The sequence below is a fragment of the Actinomadura sp. NPDC023710 genome (assembly GCF_040639875.1).
Taxonomy (GTDB): domain Bacteria; phylum Actinomycetota; class Actinomycetes; order Streptosporangiales; family Streptosporangiaceae; genus Spirillospora; species Spirillospora citrea.
This window is the reverse complement of record NZ_JBFAGB010000029.1, coordinates 35,769-58,049: the sequence shown is the minus strand read 5'-3', so window position 1 is coordinate 58,049 and position 22,281 is coordinate 35,769. Positions and strand designations below refer to the sequence as shown.

25 protein-coding genes are annotated in these 22,281 nt (G+C 74.3%); 6 read left to right on the top strand and 19 right to left on the bottom strand.

Annotated elements, in window-relative coordinates:
- Positions 1–9: 9 nt before the first annotated feature.
- Positions 10–756 (bottom strand): SDR family NAD(P)-dependent oxidoreductase, encoded by a 747-nt coding sequence (locus tag AB0H37_RS29795; protein ID WP_360616471.1) that lies wholly within the window; start codon positions 754–756, stop codon positions 10–12.
- A 45-nt stretch (positions 757–801) separates the two neighbouring features.
- Here AB0H37_RS29795 and AB0H37_RS29790 point away from each other — a divergent pair, with 45 nt between their 5' ends.
- Both AB0H37_RS29790 and AB0H37_RS29785 read left to right on the top strand, forming a co-directional pair.
- Complete coding sequence (locus AB0H37_RS29790; RefSeq protein WP_360616470.1) at positions 802–2,025, top strand: acyl-CoA dehydrogenase family protein; 1,224 nt, start codon at positions 802–804, stop codon at positions 2,023–2,025.
- A complete protein-coding gene (locus AB0H37_RS29785; protein ID WP_360616469.1) occupies positions 2,022–2,687 on the top strand; it encodes a helix-turn-helix domain-containing protein in 666 nt (221 codons plus the stop codon). The genes AB0H37_RS29790 and AB0H37_RS29785 overlap by 4 nt, the downstream gene beginning before the upstream one ends.
- A 37-nt stretch (positions 2,688–2,724) precedes the next feature.
- Here the strand turns inward: AB0H37_RS29785 and AB0H37_RS29780 are convergent, their stop codons facing one another.
- A complete protein-coding gene (locus tag AB0H37_RS29780) occupies positions 2,725–3,744 on the bottom strand; it encodes an ROK family transcriptional regulator (RefSeq protein WP_360616468.1) in 1,020 nt (339 codons plus the stop codon).
- 75 nt (positions 3,745–3,819) lie between these two features.
- Here AB0H37_RS29780 and AB0H37_RS29775 point away from each other — a divergent pair, with 75 nt between their 5' ends.
- The gene (locus tag AB0H37_RS29775) at positions 3,820–5,007 is read left to right on the top strand and encodes an MFS transporter (protein ID WP_360616467.1); all 1,188 of its coding nucleotides are present in this window, start codon (positions 3,820–3,822) and stop codon (positions 5,005–5,007) included.
- A gap of 85 nt (positions 5,008–5,092) precedes the next feature.
- On the opposite strand, the gene AB0H37_RS29770 is transcribed toward AB0H37_RS29775, so the two are convergent.
- The 8 genes from AB0H37_RS29770 to AB0H37_RS29735 all read right to left on the bottom strand — a co-directional run bounded on the left by AB0H37_RS29770 (position 5,093) and on the right by AB0H37_RS29735 (position 11,764).
- Positions 5,093–5,296, bottom strand: coding sequence for a cold-shock protein (locus AB0H37_RS29770; protein WP_067639228.1), 204 nt, complete (start codon positions 5,294–5,296; stop codon positions 5,093–5,095).
- A gap of 193 nt (positions 5,297–5,489) precedes the next feature.
- Positions 5,490–6,740, bottom strand: coding sequence for a kynureninase (kynU, locus tag AB0H37_RS29765; RefSeq protein ID WP_360616466.1), 1,251 nt, complete (start codon positions 6,738–6,740; stop codon positions 5,490–5,492).
- Positions 6,737–7,783, bottom strand: coding sequence for an amidohydrolase family protein (locus AB0H37_RS29760; RefSeq protein WP_360616465.1), 1,047 nt, complete (start codon positions 7,781–7,783; stop codon positions 6,737–6,739). Before AB0H37_RS29760 ends, kynU begins: the two co-directional genes overlap by 4 nt.
- Positions 7,776–8,348: a 3-hydroxyanthranilate 3,4-dioxygenase gene (locus tag AB0H37_RS29755; protein ID WP_179834462.1), complete on the bottom strand. Its 573-nt coding sequence runs from the start codon at positions 8,346–8,348 to the stop codon at positions 7,776–7,778. The genes AB0H37_RS29760 and AB0H37_RS29755 overlap by 8 nt, the downstream gene beginning before the upstream one ends.
- The gene (locus AB0H37_RS29750) at positions 8,345–8,788 is read right to left on the bottom strand and encodes a RidA family protein (protein WP_329091686.1); all 444 of its coding nucleotides are present in this window, start codon (positions 8,786–8,788) and stop codon (positions 8,345–8,347) included. The genes AB0H37_RS29755 and AB0H37_RS29750 overlap by 4 nt, the downstream gene beginning before the upstream one ends.
- Positions 8,788–9,531, bottom strand: a complete 744-nt coding sequence (locus AB0H37_RS29745; RefSeq protein WP_179834460.1) for a fumarylacetoacetate hydrolase family protein — start codon at positions 9,529–9,531, stop codon at positions 8,788–8,790. The genes AB0H37_RS29750 and AB0H37_RS29745 overlap by 1 nt, the downstream gene beginning before the upstream one ends.
- On the bottom strand, positions 9,531–10,316 hold the full coding sequence (locus AB0H37_RS29740) for a fumarylacetoacetate hydrolase family protein (protein WP_276530294.1): 786 nt from the start codon (positions 10,314–10,316) through the stop codon (positions 9,531–9,533). Before AB0H37_RS29740 ends, AB0H37_RS29745 begins: the two co-directional genes overlap by 1 nt.
- A gap of 11 nt (positions 10,317–10,327) precedes the next feature.
- A complete protein-coding gene (locus AB0H37_RS29735; RefSeq protein WP_360616464.1) occupies positions 10,328–11,764 on the bottom strand; it encodes a 2-hydroxymuconic semialdehyde dehydrogenase in 1,437 nt (478 codons plus the stop codon).
- A gap of 98 nt (positions 11,765–11,862) precedes the next feature.
- Here AB0H37_RS29735 and AB0H37_RS29730 point away from each other — a divergent pair, with 98 nt between their 5' ends.
- Both AB0H37_RS29730 and AB0H37_RS29725 read left to right on the top strand, forming a co-directional pair.
- Positions 11,863–12,057: a hypothetical protein gene (locus AB0H37_RS29730; RefSeq protein WP_360616463.1), complete on the top strand. Its 195-nt coding sequence runs from the start codon at positions 11,863–11,865 to the stop codon at positions 12,055–12,057.
- Between the two features lie 44 nt (positions 12,058–12,101).
- Positions 12,102–13,031, top strand: coding sequence for a LysR substrate-binding domain-containing protein (locus AB0H37_RS29725; protein ID WP_179834458.1), 930 nt, complete (start codon positions 12,102–12,104; stop codon positions 13,029–13,031).
- Here AB0H37_RS29725 and AB0H37_RS29720 read toward each other — a convergent pair whose 3' ends face one another.
- From AB0H37_RS29720 to AB0H37_RS29695, 6 genes are all read right to left on the bottom strand, one after another.
- Positions 13,032–13,901, bottom strand: a complete 870-nt coding sequence (locus AB0H37_RS29720) for an alpha/beta hydrolase (RefSeq protein WP_360616462.1) — start codon at positions 13,899–13,901, stop codon at positions 13,032–13,034. It lies immediately after the preceding gene.
- A 135-nt stretch (positions 13,902–14,036) separates the two neighbouring features.
- Positions 14,037–14,789: an amino acid ABC transporter ATP-binding protein gene (locus AB0H37_RS29715; protein WP_179838640.1), complete on the bottom strand. Its 753-nt coding sequence runs from the start codon at positions 14,787–14,789 to the stop codon at positions 14,037–14,039.
- 38 nt (positions 14,790–14,827) lie between these two features.
- On the bottom strand, positions 14,828–15,760 hold the full coding sequence (locus AB0H37_RS29710) for an amino acid ABC transporter permease (protein WP_179838639.1): 933 nt from the start codon (positions 15,758–15,760) through the stop codon (positions 14,828–14,830).
- 13 nt (positions 15,761–15,773) lie between these two features.
- The gene (locus AB0H37_RS29705; protein WP_179834457.1) at positions 15,774–16,715 is read right to left on the bottom strand and encodes an ABC transporter substrate-binding protein; all 942 of its coding nucleotides are present in this window, start codon (positions 16,713–16,715) and stop codon (positions 15,774–15,776) included.
- Entirely contained in the window at positions 16,712–17,521 is an 810-nt protein-coding gene (locus AB0H37_RS29700) for a deaminated glutathione amidase (protein ID WP_329091696.1), read from the bottom strand. The genes AB0H37_RS29705 and AB0H37_RS29700 overlap by 4 nt, the downstream gene beginning before the upstream one ends.
- Positions 17,518–18,456 (bottom strand): hypothetical protein, encoded by a 939-nt coding sequence (locus AB0H37_RS29695; RefSeq protein WP_179834455.1) that lies wholly within the window; start codon positions 18,454–18,456, stop codon positions 17,518–17,520. Before AB0H37_RS29695 ends, AB0H37_RS29700 begins: the two co-directional genes overlap by 4 nt.
- A 129-nt stretch (positions 18,457–18,585) precedes the next feature.
- Here AB0H37_RS29695 and AB0H37_RS29690 point away from each other — a divergent pair, with 129 nt between their 5' ends.
- Positions 18,586–19,920 (top strand): aminotransferase class I/II-fold pyridoxal phosphate-dependent enzyme, encoded by a 1,335-nt coding sequence (locus tag AB0H37_RS29690; protein WP_329091697.1) that lies wholly within the window; start codon positions 18,586–18,588, stop codon positions 19,918–19,920.
- Here AB0H37_RS29690 and AB0H37_RS29685 read toward each other — a convergent pair.
- Genes AB0H37_RS29685 through AB0H37_RS29675 form a run of 3 tightly spaced genes read right to left on the bottom strand, consistent with a single transcriptional unit; the run spans position 19,917 to position 22,203 of the window.
- The gene (locus AB0H37_RS29685; protein ID WP_329091699.1) at positions 19,917–20,360 is read right to left on the bottom strand and encodes an NUDIX hydrolase; all 444 of its coding nucleotides are present in this window, start codon (positions 20,358–20,360) and stop codon (positions 19,917–19,919) included. The two genes, AB0H37_RS29690 and AB0H37_RS29685, sit on opposite strands and share 4 nt — an antisense overlap.
- Positions 20,357–20,995 carry a response regulator transcription factor gene (locus AB0H37_RS29680; RefSeq protein ID WP_360616461.1) on the bottom strand — a complete coding sequence of 213 codons (639 nt, stop codon included), beginning with the start codon at positions 20,993–20,995 and terminating at the stop codon, positions 20,357–20,359. Before AB0H37_RS29680 ends, AB0H37_RS29685 begins: the two co-directional genes overlap by 4 nt.
- Positions 20,983–22,203, bottom strand: a complete 1,221-nt coding sequence (locus AB0H37_RS29675) for a sensor domain-containing protein (protein WP_360616460.1) — start codon at positions 22,201–22,203, stop codon at positions 20,983–20,985. The genes AB0H37_RS29680 and AB0H37_RS29675 overlap by 13 nt, the downstream gene beginning before the upstream one ends.
- Positions 22,204–22,281: the final 78 nt, after the last annotated feature.

The window sequence follows — 22,281 nt, the reverse complement described above, 5'->3', positions numbered from 1 at the left end:
CTCGGATGCTCAGCGGGGCCCGGGGACGCCGCGGAAGCGGAACGGCTCGGACGGGCGGCCCGGCACCACGTACCAGGCCTCGCCGGCGCCGTCGGCGTCCAGGATTCGCATGAACGCCTCCACGACGTCCCCCACCTCCAGGATCGGGAAACCGGTCTCCTGGAGGTGCCCCTTCATCGGGGTCAGGATGTCGGTGTCGGCGAAGGAGGGGCACAGCGCGTTCACGCGGACGCCCTCCCCGGCGAACGTGGGACCGAGGGCTCGGACGAGCCCGACCACGGCCGCCTTGTTGGCGCCGTAGACCGGGTCGAACGGCGTCGCGGTGAGCGCGGCCATGCTCGCGGTGGCGACGATGTCGCCGCCGCCCCGGGCGCGCAGCGCGGGCAGCGCGGCGTGCGCGCCGAACACGACGCCGTCGAGGTTGATCCCCATGGCCCGCCGGTACGCGGCGAGATCGAAGTCGTCGCCGACCCCACCGCCCCCGGCCACCCCGGCGTTGAGGAACGCCACGTCCAGGCCCCCGAAGCGGTCGACGGCGGCCGCGACGGCGGCCGCGCTGTCGGCGGGGTCGCGCACGTCGCAGCGGACGAACGCGCCGTCCAGTTCCTTCGCGAGCGCGTCCCCGGCAGCCACGTCGACGTCGGCGAGCACGACGCGCGCGCCCTCGCCGGCGAGGCGGCGCGCCACCGCGGCCCCGATGCCGTTGGATCCGCCCGTGATCAGCGCGACCTTGCCGGTGCCGTCGAAGGGTGCCATGGGGACTCCTCCCGAAGTAACTGACTCGTCAGTTACTCTAGCGGAATGGACTTCGGTTTGAGCGAGCGGGCCCGGGACCACCTCGGCCGCCTCCAGGACTTCATGGACGCCCACGTCTACCCGGCCGAGCCGGTCTACGCGGCCCAGCGGGCCGAGCTGCGCGCGGCGGGCCGCGAGCACCACGTCCCCCAGGTCGTCGAGGACGTCAAGGTGGAGGCGCGCAAGCGCGGCCTCTGGAACCTGTTCCTTCCCGACTGCGAGGACCCCGCACACGGCCTCTCGGTCACCGACTACGCCTCCCTCGCCGAGGTGACGGGCCGCTCCCCCGCCCTGGCGCCCGAGGCCATCAACTGCGCGGCGCCCGACACCGGCAACATGGAGGTCCTGCACCTGTTCGGGACGCCCGAGCAGAAGGAGCGCTGGCTCGCGCCGCTGCTGAACGGCGAGATCCGCAGCGCGTTCGCGATGACCGAGCCGGAGGTGGCGAGCTCGGACGCCACCAACATCTCCACCCGCATCGAGCGGGACGGCGACCACTACGTCGTCAACGGCCGCAAGTGGTGGATCAGCGGCTCCGCCGACCCGCGCTGCAAGATCATGATCGTGATGGGCAAGACGGACCCCGAGGGGCACCCGTACCGGCAGCAGTCGATGGTGCTCGTGCCGCTCGACGCCCCGGGGGTGGAGGTCGTCCGGCCGCTGCCCGTGTTCGGCTACCAGGACCAGCACGGCCACTGCGAGATCACCTTCACCGACGTCCGCGTCCCCGTCGAGAACCTGGTCGGCGAGGAGGGCGGCGGCTTCGCCATCGCGCAGGCCCGCCTCGGCCCCGGCCGCATCCACCACTGCATGCGCGCGATCGGGATGGCCGAGCGGGCGCTGGAGCTGATGTGCGAGCGCGCGGTGTCGCGCGTCGCCTTCGGCGGGCCGCTGGCCAAGCAGGGCGTGGTGCGCCAGCAGATCGCCGAGTCGCGGATGGCGATCGAGCAGGCCCGGCTGCTCACCCTCAAGACCGCCTGGCTGATCGACAAGCAGGGGGTGCAGGCCGCCCGGTCCGAGGTCGCGGCGATCAAGGTGATCGCCCCGCGCGTCGCGCTGGAGGTGGTCGACCGGGCGATCCAGGTGCACGGCGGCGCCGGCGTCAGCGACGACACCCCGCTCGCCGCGATGTGGGCCGGACTCCGCACCCTGCGCCTCGCGGACGGCCCGGACGAGGTCCACGTGCGGAGCGTGGCCCGCGCCGAGCTCGGCAGGTACCTCGGCACATGACGAGCGGCACGGGGGAGGCGGCGCCGGGCGCGCGGCGGCGCATGCCGCACGCCCGGCGGCGCGAGCAGCTGCTCCAGGCGGCGCTGGCGGAGTTCGGCCGGCGCGGCTACCACTTGACCCAGATGGAGCACGTGGCGTCGGGGGCGCAGGTGTCCAAGGCGCTGCTGTACCAGCACTTCACCTCCAAGGAGGAGCTGTTCGCCGAGGTCACCGAGGCGATCGTGGCCGAGATCACCGGCAGGCTGAACCGGGCCGTGCTCGCCGCGCACGGCTCGGCGGACGGCATCCGGGCGATGATCCGGGTGCTGTTCGACTACGCCACCGAGGAGCCGGACGCCTGGGCCCTCGTGGTCCGGCATCTCGACAAGCCCGAGGTCGGCCTGGAGCTGCGGGAGCTGCGCGACCGGCTCGGCACCGCGTTCGCGGACCTGCTGCTGCGCCGCCGCCGCGCCGACCCGGCGCTGTCGCCGGCGGCGCTCGCGGTGAACGAGCGGCGGGCGCGGCTGCTCGTCCCGCTGATGTACGGGTCGATGCTGTCGATGGTGTCGTGGTGGCTGGAGCATCCCGACACGCCGCGCGAGCGCGCCGAGCAGATGGCCGTGGAGTTCATCTGGCTCGGCCTGGACCGGCTGCGCGCGGGCGAGCGCCTGCCGAAGGCGTGAGGAACCCGCGGCCGGGCGGGTTCCGGCCGAGGGACCGCTAGCCGAAGACGTCGTCGCGGACCAGGTCGAGGGCGGTCAGCACCGCGCCGCGCAGCACGGCGTCGCCCTCGACGCGGCCGGGTCGCACCTCGGTGGCGGCCGGGCTGAGGAGCCCGAGGTGCGCGGCGACCAGGCCCGCGAGCCGGTCGCCGCCCGCGCGGCCGAGCGCCCCGCCGAGCACGACGAGCCCGGGGTCCAGGACGGCGACGAGCACGAACACCGCCTCGGCGATGCGCCCGGCGATCACCTCGTCGCCGAGGCCCGCGACGGCCGCCCCGTCGAGCAGGGCGCAGAAGTCCGTGCCGCCGACCTTCAGCAGGCCCACCTCGCCCGCGCCGCCCGACGCGCCGCGCCGCAACCGACCGTCCAGGACGAGCGCCCCGCCGACGCCGTCGTCCAGCCAGAGCAGCGCGAAGTCGTCGCGGCCCGCCGCCGCGCCTTCCCGGTGCTCGGCGATGGCGCCGAGGTTGACCTCGTTCTCCACCCGCACCGGCGCGCCCAGCCGGTCGCGCAGGGCCGCGCCGAGGTCGGGCTGGCCGCCGGGAACGCCGCTGGCGGTCGCGCGCCCGGTGCGCGGGTCGATCAGCCCGGGGGTACCGAGCACCACCGTGTGCAGGGCGCGGCCGCCCGCCGCCTCGGTCACCGCATCGGCGACGAGGGCGCAGAGGTCGGGGGACGGGGGCAGCGGCCGGGACGCCGACCCCACCGGGTTCCCCGCGATGTCGGCGACGCTGACGTGCACGGCGTCGCGGCGCAGATCGACCCCGGCGACATGGGCGCGGTCAGCGACCAGCGCGTAGAGGCGGGCGTTCGGCCCCCGCCGGTCGGCACCGGTCTCCCCCGCCGCCTCGATCAGCCCGCCGGCCCGCAGCCGCTCGATCAGATCGGACACCGTCGGCCGCGACAGCCCGGTCAGCGTCCGCAGCTGCGGCGCGGTCAGCGGCCCGCGCTCCAGCAGCAGGTCGAGGGCCAGCCGGTCGTTGATCGCGCGGGCCATCGTCGGGTCGGCGGTCTTCACGCCCCCATGGTAGTAGGCAGGGAACCTGCCTGAAACACTTTCCATCAGGAAGCCTGCCTGTTAGTTTTTCGGACCATGAACTCCCCCCACCGCGCCATCGCGGTCGTGTTCGCTCTGCACGGCGCCGTCGCCGGCACCCTCGCCACCCGCATCCCCTGGATCCAGGACCGGCTCGACCTGTCCCCCACCGTGCTCGGCGCGGCGCTGCTCTGCCCGTCCGTCGGCGCGTTCATCGGCATGCCGACCGCGAGCCGCATCGCGCACCGGATCGGCGAGCGCCGGGCCACCCGCCTGCTGATCGCGGCCTGGTGCGCCGCCGGGGCGCTGCCCGCGCTCGCCCCGGCGCCCGTCTTCCTGTTCGCGGCGATGCTGCTGTTCGGGGCCACCGCCGGCATGTCCGACGTGGTGATGAACGCGCACGCGGTGTCGGTGGGGCGGCATCTGGGCCGGCCGGTCATGTCCGGCCTGCACGGCCTGTGGTGCGTGGGCAGCCTCGTCGCGGGCGGCGCCGGAATCCTGGCCGCGCACGCGGGGATCGACGCCCGCCTGCACCTCGGTCTGGTCGCGGCCGTGCTGCTGGCGGTGGGCGTCCCGGCGGGCCGCGGGCTGCTGCACGTCCGCCCTTCGCCCGGCGCCCCGGCGCCCCGGCGCTTCGCGCTGCCGAACCGGGCCGTCCTGGCCATCGGCGTCGTCGGCTTCTGCGCCACGTTCGCCGAGGGCGCCAGCGCCGACTGGACGGCCGTCTACCTGACCGAGGTGGCGGACGCGGGCCCCGGACTGGCCGCCGCCGCCTACACGGTCTTCATGTCGTGCATGGCGGGGACCCGGCTGCTCGGCGACCGGCTGGTGCGGCGGCTCGGCCCGGCCCGGGTGGTCCGGTGCGGGGGCGTGGTGGCGGTCCTCGGCGGAGCGCTGGTCGTGGCGTCCCGCGCGCCCTGGCCGGCCATCGCCGGGTTCGCGCTGCTCGGCGTCGGCGTGGCGACGGTCGTGCCGCTGGTGTTCGCGGCGGCGGGCGCCGCCGGCGCCACCCCGGGCGAGGGCGTGGCGGGCGTGGCGACGATCACCTACCTGTCCGGGCTGACCGCGCCCGCCATCACCGGCTGGACGGCCGGGGCGCTGTCCTACCCGGCCGCGTTCGCGCTCATCACGTGCGTGGTCGCGGTGATGACCGTGACGGCCGGGGCACTGGACGCGCGGGGCGGCGGTGCGACCGCGCGGCCCGCGGCCGAACCCGCCGGCCGTGCCGAGAAGGCGGTCCCCTAGGGCGGACCCGGCGCGCGGCCGGTGGGCATGCGAAAGGCCGGGAACGCGCGAGCGCCCCCGGCCTCAGCTGAGATCCGGCAGGACCTTAGAGCGGGTAGACGCCCTCGGCCTGCGGGCCCTTCTGGCCCTGAGTGATCTCGAACCCGACGCGCTGGTTCTCGTCGAGGCTGCGGTAGCCGTTGGTGGTGATCGCCGAGTAGTGGACGAACACGTCGGGGCCGCCGCCGTCGGGCGCGATGAACCCGAAGCCCTTCTCAGCGTTGAACCACTTCACGGTGCCTTCGGCCATGGTCTTTCCCTTCCGGGTAAAACGTCTCCGGCCCGCCGGTCGGCGGGGCCGGGCTGCAAGCGGACTCACTCACGCCCGCCGGTCACCCGGAGAAAACGCTTCGAGACTGCTTGGCGCCGGCCGGCCGGGCCGACGCCATCGTGCAACGCAGACGAACTTACCCGATGCCGGGCGGGCCCATGCACCGACACACCTAAAGAAGATCCGCGAGGGCCGCGGCGGCTCGGTGGCAGTCGTGGAACGTGCAGTACAGCGGGACGGGCGCGAGCCGGACGACATCGGGCTCACGCGCGTCGGCGATGACGCCGTGCTCCTCGGCGAGCCGCCGGACGAGCACGCCGGCGTCCGCCACCCGCACCGACAGCTGGGCGCCGCGCGCCGCCGGGTCGGGCGGCGTGACGACCACGGCGCCGATCGCGGCGAGCCGGTCCGCCAGGTAGCCGGTGAGGCGCTCGCTCTTGGCGCGCAGCGCGTCCATCCCCACCCGGTCGAAGATCTCCAGGGAGGCCAGCACCGGGGCGAGCGCCATGATCGGCGGGTTGGACAGCTGCCAGGCGTCGGCGGAGGCGGGCGGCGCCATGTCGGCGTCCATCCGGAACCGGACGGCGGGGTCGGTGCCCCACCAGCCCGCCAGCTTCGGCACGGAGGCGTCCCGGACGTGCCGCTCGTGGACGAAGCATCCCGCGACGGCGCCCGGTCCGCCGTTGAGGTACTTGTAGGTGCACCAGGCGGCGAAGTCCACGTCCCAGTCGTGCAGGCGCAAAGGGACGTTCCCGGCGGCGTGGGCGAGGTCCCACCCGACGACGGCGCCGGCGGCCCGGCCCGCCTTGGTGATCGCCGCCATGTCCATGAGCTGGCCGGTCAGGTAGTTGACCCCGCCGAGCAGGACGAGCGCGACCGTGCCGCCCTCGCGGTCGAGGAACGCCAGGACGTCCTCGGTGCGCAGGGTGTCCTCGCCGTCGCGGGGCCTGAGCCGCACGACCGTCCCGGCCGGGTCGAGCCCGTGGTGGACGGCCTGGCTGGCGACCGCGTAGGAGTCGGACGGGAACGCCGCGTCCTCGATGACGATGCGGGTGCGCGTCCCGGCGGGACGGTAGAAGCTCGCCATCATCAGGTGCAGGTCGACCGTCAGCGAGTTCATCGCGACGACCTCGTGCGGCAGCGCGCCCACGAGGCGGGCGGCGGGCTCGCGGAGCAGCTCGTGGTAGTTCACCCAGGGGCGGCGGCCCCGCGTGTGGGCCTCGACGGCGAGCCGCGCCCAGTCGTCCAGCTCCTCGCGGAGCAGCCCGGCCACGCTCCTCGGCTGGAGCCCGAGGGAGTTGCCCGCGAAGTAGGCGGCCTCCGCGCAGGGCCCGCCGGGCGCGGGCGGGACGAGGAACTCCCCCCGCAGCGTGGGCAGCGGATCGGTCTCGTCGAGGCGCCGCGCCTCGTCCTCCAGGCTCACTGCGTCATTCCTTCGGTGGTCACCAGGTCGTGGGCGGGCGCGAAGAACGCCTCCGCGTTGCCGCCGAGCAGCAGGGCGCGCCCGGCGTCGTCCAGGCCGGGGCACGCCCGGATCGTCGCGCCCGGGTCCTTCTCGCCGAGCGGGAACGGGTAGTCGGTGCCGAGCATGACCCGGTCGGGGCCCATCACGTCCACGAGCAGGCGGAGCGCGCGGGGATCGAACACGGCGGAGTCGACGTGGAACCGGCCGACGTACTCCGACGGGGGCCGAGGCGAGTCGGCGCGCACGATGTCGCGGCGGTGCCAGGCGTTGTCGGCCCGCCCGAGCAGGAACGCGAAGCTGCCGCCGCCGTGGCAGAAGCACAGCCGCAGGGACTCCGGGAGCCGCTCGAACGCGCCCGACAGCATCAGCCCGAGGATGCTCAGCTGCGTCTCGGCGGGCATGCCCGACAGCCACGGCAGCATGTGGCCGCGCATCCGGTCGGCGCCGAGCATGTCCCACGGGTGCGCCAGGACCGGCAGGCCGAGTTCCGCGCAGTGGGCGAGGAACGCCGTGATCCCCTCGTCGTCGAGGTTGCGGTCGCCGACATGGTTGCCGATGTGGACCCCGCGGTGCCCCGCGGCCGCGGCCCGCTCGGCGACCGCGCAGGCGAGCTCCGGATCCTGGAGAGGCACCTGGCAGAGCGGCAGGAGCCGGTCGGGGACGTCCGAGCAGAACGCCAGGATGCGGTCGTTCACGAAGTCGCACCAGTCGGCGGCGCGGGACGGCTCGGCCGCGTACCCGAACATCAGCGGCGTGGACGAGACGGCCTGCCGGTCGACGCCGGCGGCGTCCATGTCGGCGACGCGGCGCGCGGCGTCCCAGAGCGCATCCCCGACGGGCCGGTACTCGGCGTCGCCGCACATCATCATGCCCGCGCCACCGTGGTCGACGCGCAGCCACGGCTGGCCCTCGTCGGCGAGCATCAGGCCCTCGTCGCGGCCGATCCGCGGGAAGACGTGCGTGTGGACGTCGAAGACCGTCACCGAGGTCCCGTCAGACACGGGGCGCCGTCGTCGGGGTCATGGACCGCGGCCACTGCCGGCCCGGGTGCACCGCGCCGCAGTTCGGGCATTTCCGGTCGCTGCCGTAGAAGCCCTCGAAGGCGGGCGGCAGGTCGTCCACGATCGAGCGGACCTGGAGCTCGGCGCGGTGGACGAGGTGGTGGCACTCGGTGCAGTACCACTCGAACGCCTCCGTGAGGCCCTCGGGGCGCGGGATCTCCACGACGAGGCCGATCGACCCGGGCTCGGGCCGCTGCGGCGAGTGCCGGACGTGCGGCGGCAGCAGGAAGACGTCGCCCTCGTTGATCTGCAGGTCGGTGGGCGGGCGGCCCTCCTCCTCCATGACGCGCAGCACCATGTTGCCCTTGAGCTGGTAGAAGAACTCCTCGGTCGGGTCGTCGTGGAAGTCGGTGCGCTGGTTGGGGCCGCCGACCACCATGATGATCAGCCCGGCGTCGTCGAAGACCTGGACGTTGCCGACCGGCGGCTTCAGCAGGTCCCGGTGCTCCTCGATCCAGGCGTCGAAGTTGAACGGCCGTCCGAACGACAGCTGGGGCAGGGTCATGTTCCGCCCTCCTTTCCGGTCCGCGTCGCCTGGGGGATGTGCGCGACGCACGAGATCTCGATGAGCAGGTGCGGGTGCGGGAGCTGGTGGACGGCGACGGTCGTGCGGGCGGGCCCGGTCTCGTCGAAGTACTCGCCGTAGACCTCGTTGTAGCCGCCGAAGTCGTTCATGCTCACCAGGTAGGTGGTGACGCTGACGACGTCGGCCAGCCCGCCGCCGGCCGCCTCCAGCAGGTCGCGGATGTTCTCGACGACGGCGCGGGTCTGCTCCCGGATGTCGAGGTCGGTGACGCCCATCGCGTCGGCGCTCGCCCCGGCGAACGTGCCGTCCGGGCGGCGCGAACTCGTCCCGGACACGAAGACCAGGTCGCCGGCCCGCCGCAGGTGCGGGAACCGGCCGCGCGGCCGGGCCTTGCCCTCGACGAGGATCGCGTCGTCCATCAGGTCGTCACCTCCACGGCGCCGAGGCCCGCGCCGACGACCCGGACGTGGGCGTCCTTCGGCAGCGGGACCGCGGCCGTCGCGGCGCCGGCGAGGACGATCCAGCCCGGCTCCAGCGTCATCCCGGCGCCGAGCGCGAGCCGGGCCGCCGCCCGCAGCGACCGCGCCGGGTCACCGAGGATCGCGGCGGACGAGCCCGTCTGCACCGGGCGTCCGTCGATCTCCAGCAGGAGCCCGGCGTTCGACAGGTCGCGGGGCGCGTGCCAGGCGCCGACGCCGAACCGGGCCGCCGAGGCGTTGTCGGCGATGACGTCCGGGAGCGTGAACGCGAAGTCCTCGTAGCGGGAGTCCAGCACCTCGAACCCGACGGCGACGCCCGCCACGGCGGACTCGACCTCGGCGGCGGAGCGGACCTCCCGCCCGATCAGGTAGGCGATCTCGGGCTCGATCCGCGGGTGGATGAGGCGGGACACGTCCACCGCCGACTCGGCCGCCATGCCGTCGGTCAGCAGGCCCCAGATGACGTCGTCCACGCCCATCTGGACCATCTTGGCCCGGCTGGTGAACCCCATCTTCACCCCGGCGAGCCGCTCGCCCCTGCGGCGCCGCCGCTCGATCCCGGCGCGCTGCACCGCGTACGCCGTCGCGACGTCCAGCGGCGCCCGGCCGGTCAGCTTGGGGATCGCCCGAACGTCCCGGGCGGCCTCGTCGAGCGCCGCCGCGAGCGCGTGCACGTCCGCCATCAGGACTCCTCCTTGCCGAACGCGACGCGGACGTCGCCGAGTCCGTCGATGCGCGCCTCGAACACGTCGCCCGGGCCGGCCGGGACCACCGGGCCGAGCGCGCCGGTCAGGACGGTGTCGCCGGCGCGCAGCGGGCGGCCGACGCGGACGAGGGTGTCGGCGAGCCAGAGCGCGGCGTTCAGCGGGTGCCCGAGGCAGGCGGCGCCGTTGCCGGTCGAGACCTGCTCGCCGCGCCGCTCCATCACCATCCCGCACAGGCGCAGGTCGACGCCGGCGAGCGGGACGGGGCGGTTGCCCAGCGCGTACATGCCGGAGGAGGCGTTGTCGGCGACCGTGTCGGCGAGCGTGATGTCCCAGTCGCGGACGCGGCTGCCGACCACCTCGATGGCGGGCAGCGCGAACGCCGTCGCGCGGATCACGTCGGCGGCGGTGTGCCGCTCGTGGGTCAGGTCGTGCTCCAGCACGAGGGCGACCTCCGCCTCGGCGCGGGGCTGCAGGACGGCGCCGGCGGGGATCTCCTCCCCGTCCGGGACGGCCATGTCGGCGAACAGCATCCCGAAGTCGGGGCTGTCCACCCCGATCTGTGCCTGGACGGCGCGCGACGTCAGGCCGATCTTGCGGCCGGCGAGGCGGCGCCCCTCCCCCAGCCAGCGGTCGGTCAGCCGGTCCTGGACGGCGTAGGCGTCGTCCGCCGTGGTGATCAGGTCGCGGACGGGCGCGCACGGCGTGCCGCCGGCGTGGGCGCCGAGGAGCCTCTCGGCGGCGGCCTCGATGTTCGTGGTCACTGGGCTCGCTCTCAGATCTGGACGCAGACGTTGACGGGTTCGGAGAAGAAGTCCAGGGAGTACTCTCCCCCCTCCCTGCCGATCCCGGACGCCTTGACGCCGCCGAACGGGGTGCGCAGGTCGCGCAGGTTCCAGCAGTTCACCCAGACGATCCCGGTCTCGACGCGCGGCGCGACCCGGTGCGCGCGCGACAGGTCCCGCGTCCACACCGCGGCGGCGAGCCCGTAGGGGCTGTCGTTGGCGAGCGCGAGGGCCTCGTCCTCGGTGTCGAACGGCGCGACGTGGCAGACCGGCCCGAAGATCTCCTCCCGGACGGCCCGGGCGCTCTCGGGGAGCCCGGTGAGGACGGTCGGCTCGACGTGGAAGCCGCCGTCCCGCGCGTCCCCGAACCGCGGGGCGCCGCCGCCGGCGACGACCGTGGCGCCCTCCTCGCGGGCGAGCCGCAAGTACGACAGGACCTTGTCGCGGTGCCCTGCCGAGATCATCGGCCCGTAGCCGTCCAGCGCGCGGGCCCGCTCGCCGAGCCTCGCGACGAACTCCTCGAAGACGGGGCGCTCCACGTAGACGCGCTCGGTGCACAGGCAGATCTGCCCGGAGTGGGTGAAGGAGGAGCGGACCGTCCCGTCCACGGCGGCGTCCAGGTCGGCGTCGGCGAAGACGAGCGCGGGGTTCTTGCCGCCCAGTTCGAACGAGACGGGGGTGACGTGGTCGGCGGCGTTGCGCATGATCGCGGCGCCGGTGGCCGACTCGCCGGTGAAGGCGATCGCGTCCACCCCGGGGTGCCCGGTGAGGAACTCCCCCGCCGCGCCGGGGCCGTGCCCGTGCACCAGGTTGAACACGCCGCCGGGAAGTCCCGCGTCGTCGATCACCCGGGCGAGCAGCGTCGCGGTGGAGGGCGTCTCCTCCGACGGCTTGGCCACCACGGTGTTCCCGCACGCGAGCGCGGGCGCGATCTTCCAGGTCGACAGCAGCAGCGGGAGGTTCCACGGCGAGACGACCGCCACCACCCCGAGCGGCCGGCGCACCGTGTAGTTGAGCGCCTCGCCCGTCCCGGAGCTCCACCCCGGGACCCGCGTGGTGTAGGCGCGTTCCGGGCGCCCGTACAGCAGGTCGGCGTAGGCGCGGAAGTTGCCGACGGCGCGCGGCACGTCGACGGTCTCGGCGAACGCGCGGGGCCTGCCGGTGTCGGCGACCTCGGCGTCCACGAACTCCTCGAACCGCGCCTGGATGCTGTCGGCGACGCGCCGCAGCGCGGCGGCCCGCTCCTCGGCGCCCGTCGCGCCCCAGGGGCCCTTCAGCGCGGCACGCGCCGCGGCCACGGCGTCGTCGACGACCTCCCGGGTGGCCTCGGGGACGGCGCCCAGCTCGGTGCCGTCCGCGGGCGCGACGAGGGGGAAGGCCGGACCGTCCGAACGGAACACCCCGCCGACGTAGTGCTCAGCCTTCATCCGTCCCCTCCCGCGTGGCTCGACATTCCCCCGATACTCCGCCCGCGAAGCTATGCCTGGCAAATACCAAACTCCCCGGCGGCTATGCCGGAACGGCTATGCCGGGCGCACCCGCCCGGGCGGCCTTCCGCGACGCGCCGTTCGTCATCCTGGACGAGCCGACCGCCGCCCTCGACGCCCGCGCCGAGCACGGCACCCACGGGTCGCTGATGGCCGCCGGCGGGCGCTACGCCGAGCTCTTCGCCCTCCAGGCCGAGGGATACCTCGATCCGGCCGCCATACCCGGACGGTGACCCCGGATCCACCGGATATGACCGAACTGTGATACCAAGTCGGCATGCGCGCGATCGACCTGCTCAACGGACGGCTGAAGCTGCGGCACCTGGTGCTCGTCGTCGCCGTCGCCGACCAGGGCAGCGTCCTGCGGGCCGCCGAGCACCTGCGCCTCGCGCAGCCCGCGGTGACGCGCAGCCTGCGCGAGGTGGAGGGCCTCCTCGGCGTCGAGCTGTTCACCCGGGGCCCGCGCGGCATGACCCCGACCATGTTCGGCGACGCGTTCGTCGAGCACGCCCGCGCGGTCTTGGCCGAGCTCCGCCGCGCCGGCGAGCGCATCAGCGGCCTGGCCGACGGCGAGGTCGGCACGGTCACGATCGGCACCCTGCTCGCCGGCTCCAGCGTCCTGCTCCCCCGCGCGATCGCGGCGCTGAAGCGGGACCGCCCCGGGGTCACCGTGATCGTCCAGGAGGCCACCTTCGACGCGCAGGTCCCCCGCCTGCTGGACGGCGAGATCGACCTGATCCTCGGCCGCCTCAACCCGATCGAGGACCTGCGCGGCCTGCGCCAGATCACCCTCTACGGCGAACCCGTCCGCCTCGTCGCCCGCCGCGGCCATCCCGCGCGCTCGGTGCCGGGCCTCGGCCTGGCCGACCTGCTCGCCTACCCCTGGGTGCTGCCCCTGGAGCAGACGGCGCTGCGGTCGGAGCTGGAGCAGGTCTTCCGCGCCGACGGCCTGGACCCGCCCGGCAACCTGGTCGAGTGCACGTCGGTGCTGACCGTCCGCACCCTCGTCCGCGACACCGACATGATCGCCGCCCTTCCCGAGCTGGTCGCGCGGACCGACGCCGACATCGCGCCGCTCCCGGTGCCGCTGGAGACCGTCCGCCGCCAGGTGGGCGTCACGCTCCCCGCGCACCGCGCCCCGACCCCGTCCGCCCGGCTGATGCTGGACCACCTCCGCCGCGCGGCCGCCGAGATCACCGCCGGCTGATCACACCGCGCGGACCAGGTCGACGAGCGCCCGGCCGGGCAGGGAGTCCGGATCCGCCAGGTCCAGGACCACGTCGAAGTGGTCGCGGTCCGGCACGATCACCAGGTCCCCGGCGTCCCAGCGCGGGTGGAACATCCGGGACTGCGCGAGGAAGCCGGCCCCGTCGTCCTGCGCGGCGACGAGGACGGCGGGGCAGCGGTACCGCGCCGGCAGCAGCGCGGGGCTGAGCGCCGCCGCCCGCGCCAGGTCCAGCCGCACGGCCTCGTTGACGTAGACGCGGGTGATCGGGCGGATGTCGAACAGCCCGCTGAACGGCATCGCGGCCTTGACGACGTCGGCGGGCAGCCCGAGCGGCTCCTGCCAGCCGCCGACCATCGTCATCCCGGCTAGGTGCCCGCCCGCCGAACTGCCCCCCACCACGATGCGCTCGGGGTCGAGACCGTGCTCGCGCCCGTGCCGGTACACCCAGGCCACGGCCGCCCGCGTCTGCCGGACGATCTCCTCCAGCGTCGCCTTCGGCGCCAGGGTGTAGTCGGGCACCACGGTCGCGACGCCCTGCTCGTGCAGCATCCTCGCCATGAACGACGACACGTCCCGCGACAGCGCCATCCAGTAGCCGCCGTGCAGGAAGACGAACACCGGCCGCAGCCCCTCGCCGGTGCCCCAGACGTCGAGCCGCTCCCCGCTCGCCTCGTCGTAGACGATCCCCGGGTGCCCCGGCAGCCCCTCGACGGCCGCCTCCGACATGGCCCGGTACCGGGCCATGTGCCGGTCGAACAGCTCGGGCCCTGCCTTCCTGCGCACGTTGTAGGCGACGTCCAACTCCTCGTCGCTCAGTTCACTGCCAGGCCAGTCGTCCAGATCGTCCACGAGCGCACCTTCCCCTCCTGGGCAAGCCTCGCGCTCGCCCGGGGGCCCGATCAAATACCCTTCCCGGCCCCGCGGTATCACGCCTTCGCCATACCCGGCCGGCGGCCCCCGCTACGCCGGCCGGGAGGCGGGCCGTCAGAGCACCTTGCTGAGGAAGGCCTTCGTGCGCTCGTTCTTCGGGCGGTCCAGGACCGCCGAGGGGCTGCCGGACTCCACGATCACGCCGCCGTCCATGAAGACGACGCGGTCGGCGACCTCGCGCGCGAAGCCGATCTCGTGCGTGACGACGATCATGGTGAGGCCCTCCTCGGCGAGGGTCTTCATGGTGTCCAGCACGTCCCCGACCAGCTCGGGGTCCAGCGCGGAGGTCGGCTCGTCGAACAGCATCAGCTTCGGCCGCATCGCCAGCGCGCGGGCGATCGCGACGCGCTGCTGCTGCCCGCCGGACAGCTGCCGGGGGTAGCCGCCCGCCTTGTCGGCGAGGCCGACCTTGGCCAGCAGCTCGCCGGCCCGCGCCCGGGCCTCGGCGCGGGACTCGCCGCGCACGCCGGTCGGCGCCTCGATGACGTTCTGCAGGACGGTGAGGTGCGGGAACAGGTTGAACTGCTGGAACACCATGCCGATCTCGCGGCGCTGCCGCGTGATCTCGCGCTTGCGCAGGTGCCGCACCTTCCCGCCGGACGCGGTGAAGCCGATCAGGTCACCGTCCACGTGGACGGAGCCGCCGTCGATCGTCTCCAGATGGTTCACGCACCGCAGGAACGTCGACTTGCCCGACCCGGACGGCCCGAGCACCACGACGACCTCGCCGGGGCTCACGTCCAGGTCGACGCCCTTCAGCACCTCCAGATGGCCGAACCTCTTGCGGACGCCGCGCGCCCGCACCATCGGGACGGCGGCCGGCGGCGCGTCCTTCTCCAGCGTGGTCACGGCGACACCTCCGGGACGGGACGGCGGCGCCGCATCAGGACGAAGTCCCAGAAGCCCTGCCGGGCGTTGCGGGTGGCGCCGCGCGAGTAGTGGTGCTCGATGAACGACTGCCCGACGTACAGGACCGAGGTGATCACCAGGTACCAGAGGCAGGCGACGAGCAGCAGCGGGATGGTCTGGAACGTCCGGTTGTAGATGGACTGGACGGTGTAGAGCAGGTCGGCGAGGGCGATCACGCTGACCAGCGAGGTGGCCTTCAGCATGTTGATGACCTGGCTGCCGGTCGGCGGGACGATGAACCGCATCGCCTGCGGCAGCACGATCCGCCGGAAGGTTCGGGCGCCGCCCATGCCGAGCGCCTGCGCGGCCTCGGTCTGGCCGGGGTCCACGGCGAGCAGCCCGCCGCGGATGATCTCCGCCATGTAGGCGGCCTCGTTCAGGCCGAGGCCGAGGATGGCGGCGATCAGCGGGGTGATGAGCTGGTTGGTGTCGCCGTGCAGGAACTCCGGCCCGAACGGGACGCCGACCGACAGCCGCGGCAGCAGCGCCGACAGGTTGTACCAGAGCACGAGCTGCACCAGCACGGGCACGCCGCGGAAGAACCACACGTACAGGCCGCAGGCGGTGCGCAGCAGCGGGTTGTCCGACAGCCGCCCCACCGCCAGCATGATGCCGCCCGCGATGCCGACCGCCATCGCGATGACGGTCAGGACCAGCGTGATGGCGATCCCGTCTCCGATGATGGAGGCGTTCATGTAGCGGCCGACGACGTCCCATCGGAAGTTGTCGTTCGTCCAGAGCAGGTGGGCGAACTGGGCGGCCAGCACGAGCACGACGAGCGAGGCGACCCACCGCAGCGGGTGCCGCACGTGCGCCGCGCCCGCCACGTCGACGTCGCCGACGGTGCCGCGCGGATGCTCCTTGGTCATGGTCACCGCCGCCTCACCCCTTCCTGGGCGCCAGGTTCACGCCCGGCTTGTCGAGCATGTTGTCGGTCAGGTCCCACTTGGTCATGACCTTCTTGTACGTGCCGTTCTCGATCAGCTTCCGGAACCCTTCGAGCAGGACGTCCCGCAGCGGCGAGCCCTTGGCGACGACCGAGCCCTGGTAGAGGTCGTCGAACCCGTTGGGCTTGCCCGTCCCGGCGAGCTCCAGGTCGTCGCCCGACTGCTTCACGAAGTAGCTGAGCGGCGCCTGCGAGGAGAAGAAGCCGTCGGCCCGGTGGGACCGGACGGCGAGGATCGCGGTCGGCTGGTCCTTGTACGACTGCACCTGCACGGCGGGCTTGCCCTGCTGGACGCACGCGGCCGACTGGGTCTTGGCGACGTCCTCGGCGGAGCCGCCCGCCATCACCGAGATCTTCGTCCCGCACGTGTCGGCGATGGAGCCGATGTGCTTGGGGTTGCCCTTGGGGACGGCGAAGACGACGAACTCGCGGACCCAGTCGACGAAGTCGTTGGCGGCCTCGCGCTCGGGGAAGTCGCCGACCGGTCCCATCGCGAAGTCGTACCGGTCGGCCTTGATGCCGGTGAGCAGGCTGGGCAGCCCGTCCACGGTGACGTGCTCGATCTTGACGCCGAGCAGCTGGCTGAGCGCGGTGGACAGGTCGGCGGACGCGCCGCTCAGCGACCGCCCGTCCGAGCCCGCGATCTCGTAGGGCGGGAACGAGCCGTTGTTGACCGAGATCAGCTTGCCGGACGCCTTGTTCTTGGCGGGCAGCCGGTCGTGCAGCCCGTGGTCGAGCGTCTGGCGGAGGTCGGCGGCGCCGACGCCCTGCGAGGACTTGCCGTTGAGGATCCCCTCGGCCTCGGGCGGATTCGCCCCGCACGCGGCGGTCCCCGCGAGCAGGGCCGCCGCCGACAGGGCGGCGATGGCGCGTCTCATGCGGTCTCCTTCAGAGGGCGGATGGACGGGTCGACGCGGAACCGGCGGTTGGCGAGCACGGGCAGCGCGCGGCGGGCCTCGGCCAGTTCCTCGCGGTCGGCGATGGCCCACAGGAGACCGGGCCGGCCGCCCAGCCGGTCACGGACGGTGCCGAGCGGGTCGACGACCATGCTCGATCCGATGTTGCGGCGGCCGCACTCCCCCGACGCCGCGACGTAGCAGGTGTTCTCCAGCGCGCGGGCGGTCACCATGACCTCCCAGTGCCGCTCCTTCGCGGGACCGCGCACCCAGGCGGCCGGCACCGCGAGCACGTCGGCGCCCGCGTCGACCAGCAGCCTGGCCATTTCGGGGAATCTTACGTCGTAGCAGGTCATGAGTCCGACCCGCCAGCCGTCGCAGTCGACGACCACGGGCTCGCCGTCGCCGGGCGTCACCCGGTCGGACTCCCTGGCGCCGAACGCGTCGTAGAGGTGGACCTTGCGGTAGGCGGCGACGAGCTCGCCGTCGCGGACGGCGACGAGGGTGTTGTGGACCCTGCCGTCGCCCGCCGGTTCGTGGACGCCCGCGACGACCGTGGTGCGCGAGCCCCTGCTGTGGGCGCGCAGGCCGGTGACGAAGGGGCCGTCCAGCGGCTGCGCCGCCCCGGCGATCCGATCGGGCTCGTCGATGAACAGCGCGAGGGAGTCCTCGGGCAGCACCAGCAGGCCGGCGCCGCCCCCGACGGCCTCGTCGATCAGCGTCGTGCAGGTCTTGAGGTTGGTCTGCCAGTCCTCGGTGGAGGCGAACTGGCCCACGGCGATCCTCATCCGAAGAGCTCCTCGGCCTTGATCGGGCGGGGCGCGATGCCCTGCTCGTACAGCTCCGCGCAGAACGCGGCGGTCATGGCGGCGTTGGCCCCGGTCCCGTAGGGCATCCAGTCGGGTCCGAAGATCCGCGCCTGCGCCTCCAGCTCGTCCAGCAGCCAGGGCGTGGTGTCGGCGAGCAGCCGGCGGCGCTCCAGCCAGAGGCGCTTGGACGCCTCGAAGGCGTCCTGGACGACCTCGGGGAGCCAGGGATGGGCGTCCACGACCTCGCGCTTGAGGGCGAGGAGGTGGATGCCCGGGACGAACCCGGTCCGGGCGTAGTAGGCGGTCTCGGCGGCGCGGTAGTCGCCGTAGAGGTGGCGGAAGCGGCCGCGGGCGGTGAACATCTCCGGCGGCATGAACGGGGTGAAGACCGCGTCGAGGCTCCCGTCGGCGAGCCCTTCGATGAGGGGCGTGCCCGTGACCCGCACGTTGCCGGGCAGCGGGCGGGGGCCGACGCGGTCCTTGCCGGTCTCGCCGGCCGCGAGGGACCCGACGCGCCACTGGATGCCGGACAGGTCGACGCCCTCGGCCCGCAGCAGCGCCCGCGTCCAGGTGTTGCCGGAGTCGGGCCAGCCGGTGAGCCCGATCGTGGCGCCCGCCAGGTCCCGCGGCGAGGAGGGGCCGCCGCTCCAGCGGACGAGCACGCAGCGGTGCCGGAAGCCGCGCATCAGGAACACCGGCAGGCCCACGAGCCGGTCGTCGCCGCCCGCCCGCGCGAGGGCGTAGCGGCTGAAGGACGTCTCGCCGCCGTCCAGGTCCGGCTCTGCGAGGACGTCGGGGGTGGTGTCCCGGGTCTCGACCTCCAGGGCCGCCCCGCGGGCGCCGGCCCGGCCGGTCAGCAGCGGGACGAGATGGTCCCAGTCCCGCACCGCCAGACGAATCCGTGGAATCGGCACAGCACTCCATTTCCGCATGTAGAAGGGGGTTTGCCCGCATACCGGGCGCGATGGGACCCGACTTTAGGGTCTGTTTGTAGCCAGTACAATGGGCGTTTTGTTACTGCACATAACTTGTCCGGAGGTAACGTGATCGACGCGGCGTGGCTGGCCGAGCGCATCGGCGACCGCACGGCCCGGGGCATCGCCGCCGCGATGACGAGCCTGATCCGCAGCGGGGAGATCCCCGCGGGCACCCGGCTGCCGACCGTCCGGGGCCTCGCGGCGGAGCTCGGGGTGAGCCCCGGCACCGTCGCCGACGCCTGGACGACGCTGCGCCGGCACCGCGTCGTCAGCGCCCAGCGCCGGCGCGGCACCGTGGTGATCGGCCCGCCGAACGTCCCGCATCCGGCGCGGTACGAGCGGATCGGGGAGTTCGGCACCCGGCTCGCCGTCGACCTCGCCGTCGCGGCGCCCGACCCGGCGCTGCTGCCGCCCCTGGGCGCGGCGCTCGCGGCGGGCGCGCGGACCCCGCAGCTGAACGGCTACACCCGCGAGACGATCACGCCCGCCCTGCGCGCCGCCGTCGAGCCGGGCTGGCCGTTCCCCGCCGCCGGCATGCTCACCACGGGCGGCGGCTACGAGGGCGTCCAGCTCGTCTGCCAGACCGTCGCCGTCCCCGGCGACCGCATCGCCGTGGAGGATCCGACCGGCGCCCGGCTGCTGGACATCCTGGAGGCGCAGGGCGCGGAGATCGTCCCGGTGTCGTGCGACGCCGAGGGCCCGGAGCCGGACTCCCTCGCCGAGGCCCTCGCGGCCGGGCCGGCCGCGTTCGTGTACCAGCCGCGCGCCCACACGCCACGCGGGCACGCGCTCACCCCCGCGCGCGCCGCCGCGCTCGCCGCGCTCCTCGCGCCGGTCGGCACGCTCGTGATCGAGGACGACGGCACCGGCGAGGTGTCCGCCTCACCGGCCGTCAGCGTCGGGACCCATCTGCCGGACCGCACCGTCCTGGTGCGCTCCTACTCCAAGTCGCACGGCCCCGATCTGCGCATCGCGGTGATCGGCGGTGCGGCCGAGCCGGTGGAGAGGGTCCGGGTCCTGCGCAGCTTCGGCACCGGCTGGACGAGCCGCGTCCTGCAGGACGCCCTGGCGCACCTGCTGACGGACCCCGCGACCCGCGACCTCGTGGCACGGGCACGCCTGACCTACGCAGAGCGCCGTGACGGGCTGGCCGCCGCGCTCGCCGAGCGGGGCGTGCCGACGGGCAACCGCGACGGCCTGATGCTGTGGGTTCCGGTCGCCGACGAGTCCGGCGCCCTGGTCACGCTGGCCGCGCATGGCGTCGCCGCCGCGCCCGGCAGCCGCTACCAGATCGTCCCGTCCGGCCCGCACCTGCGGATCGCGACGAGCCGCCTGCACGACGCGCCGTTCCCCCTCCCGGAGCTGGCCGACCTGATCGCGCTGGCCGCGCGGCCCCGCTAGGGAACGAGCCCGGGGAGGTCGCCGGCGTGGTCGCGCAGGTAGGTGGAGAGCATCCCGGGGACGAGGTCCAGGGGCTCCAGGCCGGCGGGCGTGCACGGGACGAGGTCCACGTCGTAACGCCCCTTCGCGGGGTCGTCGAACTCGGGACCGTGCCGGCGCGAGAGGTCCATCGTCACCAGGCGGCAGACGTAGAAGGTGTTGATGCGGTGCAGCTCGGGGCCCTGCTCGGCGCACGCGAAGACCTGCCTGACGGGCCCGACGGTCGCGCCGAGCTCCTCGTCCAACTCCCGGCGCAGCGCGGCCTCGCGGGAGGCGTCGGTGGGCTCGATCTTGCCGCCCGGGGTCGTCCAGTAGACGGCGCGGCCGGGCACCGTGCGGCGCAGCAGGACGAGCGCGTCACCGTCCAGCAGGAGGGCGCGGGCGGCTCGGCGGACCCTCACGAGTTCAGGTAGGCCAGGACGGCGAGCACGCGGCGGTGCCCGCTGTCGGTGGGCGGGAGGCCGAGCTTGGCGAACACGGCGCCGATGTGCTTGCTCACCGACCGCTCGGTGATGACGAGGGTCGCGGCGATCGTGGCGTTGTCGAGGCCCTGCGCCATCAGTCCGAGGACCTCCCGCTCGCGGGGCGTGAGCTCCTGGAGCGGGTCGTGCCGGGACGTCATCAGCTGGGACACGACCTCGGGGTCCAGGGCGGTGCCCCCGGCGGCGACGCGGTCCAGGGCGTCGAGGAACTCGTCGACGCGGCCGACCCGGTCCTTGAGCAGGTAGCCGACGCCCCCGGCGCCGCCGGCGAGCAGCTCGGCGGCGTAGGTCTGCTCCACGTACTGCGAGAGGACCAACACCGGCAGGCCCGGCAGCCGCCTGCGCGCCTCGATCGCCGCGCGGAGCCCCTCGTCGCGGAACCCCGGCGGCAGCCGCACGTCGAGGACGGCGGCGTCCGGGCGATGCTCCAGCAGGGCGGGCAGCACGTCCGGGCCGCTGCCGGCGGCGGCGACCACCTTGTGGCCGCCCGCGTCCAGCAGCATGGCGAGGCCCTCGCGCAGCAGGACGCTGTCCTCCGCGATCACGATCCGCACGGCAGCTCCACCTGAAGCGTCGTCCCTTCCCCGTCGGGGCTGTCCAGGCGGGTCGCCCCGTCGAGCGCCGCCACCCGGCGGCGGATGCCCGCCAGGCCGCTGCCCCGGTCGGGGTCGGCCCCGCCCTTGCCATCATCCCGCACGGTGATCGTGAGGCGGGCGGGTTCGCGGCGGAGGGCGACCCACCCGTGCCGGGCGCCGCTGTGCCTGGCGATGTTGGTGAGGGCCTCGGCCACGACGAAGTAGGCGGCGGCCTCGACGGCGGCGGGCGCCCTGGCGTCCTCGACGTGCAGCTCGACGGGGATCGGCTGCCCGGCGGCGAGGGCCCGCAGCGCCCCGGCCAGCCCGCGGTCGGACAGGATCGGCGGGTAGATGCCGCGGATCACCGTCCGCAGCTGCGTGAGGGCCTCCTCGACGCCCTCCCTGGCCTCCAGGAACAGCGTCCGGGCCGCGTCCGGCTCGGCGTCGAAGCGGCGGTCGGCGAGGCCGAGCCGCAGGGCGGCGGCGACGAGCTGGGCCTGCGTCCCGTCGTGCAGGTCGCGCTCGATGCGGCGCAGCTCGGCGCCGTGCGCCTCCAGGGCCTCGGCGCGGGTCTCGGTCAGCTCCTCGACCCGCTCGGCGAGGCTGGTGCGCCGGGTGGGCGACAGCAGGACCTCGGCGAGCCCGGCCTGCCACCGCCGGAGCCTCGGCACCAGCCACAGCAGGACGGCCAGGTCGAAGGCCCCCTGCAGGAACGGCATCGTCAGTGCCTTCGGCCAGCTGTCCAGGGTGATGAACGCCGCCTGGGAGCCCTCGGGCGCCGCCCACCACCACAGCGGCAGCGAAAGCGTGAACGGGATGGCGGGCCACACCGCGACCGCGATCGCGGCCGCCGCCAGGGCGGTGAGCCCGTGCGCCGCCATCCAGGCCGCGTCCCGCCAGGTGGAGGGCGACCGCAGCAGGCGGCGCGCCTCACCGAGCCCCTCGCCCGAGGACGGCCGATACGGCTCGGGGATCTCGCGGCCGAGGACGCGTCCGGCCCGTCGCCGCTCGGCGTTCGCGAGCGCCCGCAGGGGCTTCACGGCCGACGGCAGCCACGGCAGCACGAGCAACGACAGGGCCAGCGCCGCCACGAGCGGAGCGAGCCCGGCCATCGCGGGCAGGCCCGTGCGCAGGGCGCCGACCAGCTCGCCGGTCGCCTCCGCGCTGCGTCTCAGGGCTCTGTTCATCTCACCTCGCAGCACACCGTAAGCGACGCCGGCGACCCGCGCACCCGGGCGTGCCCCCAGGCCGGTGGTGTAGCCCGC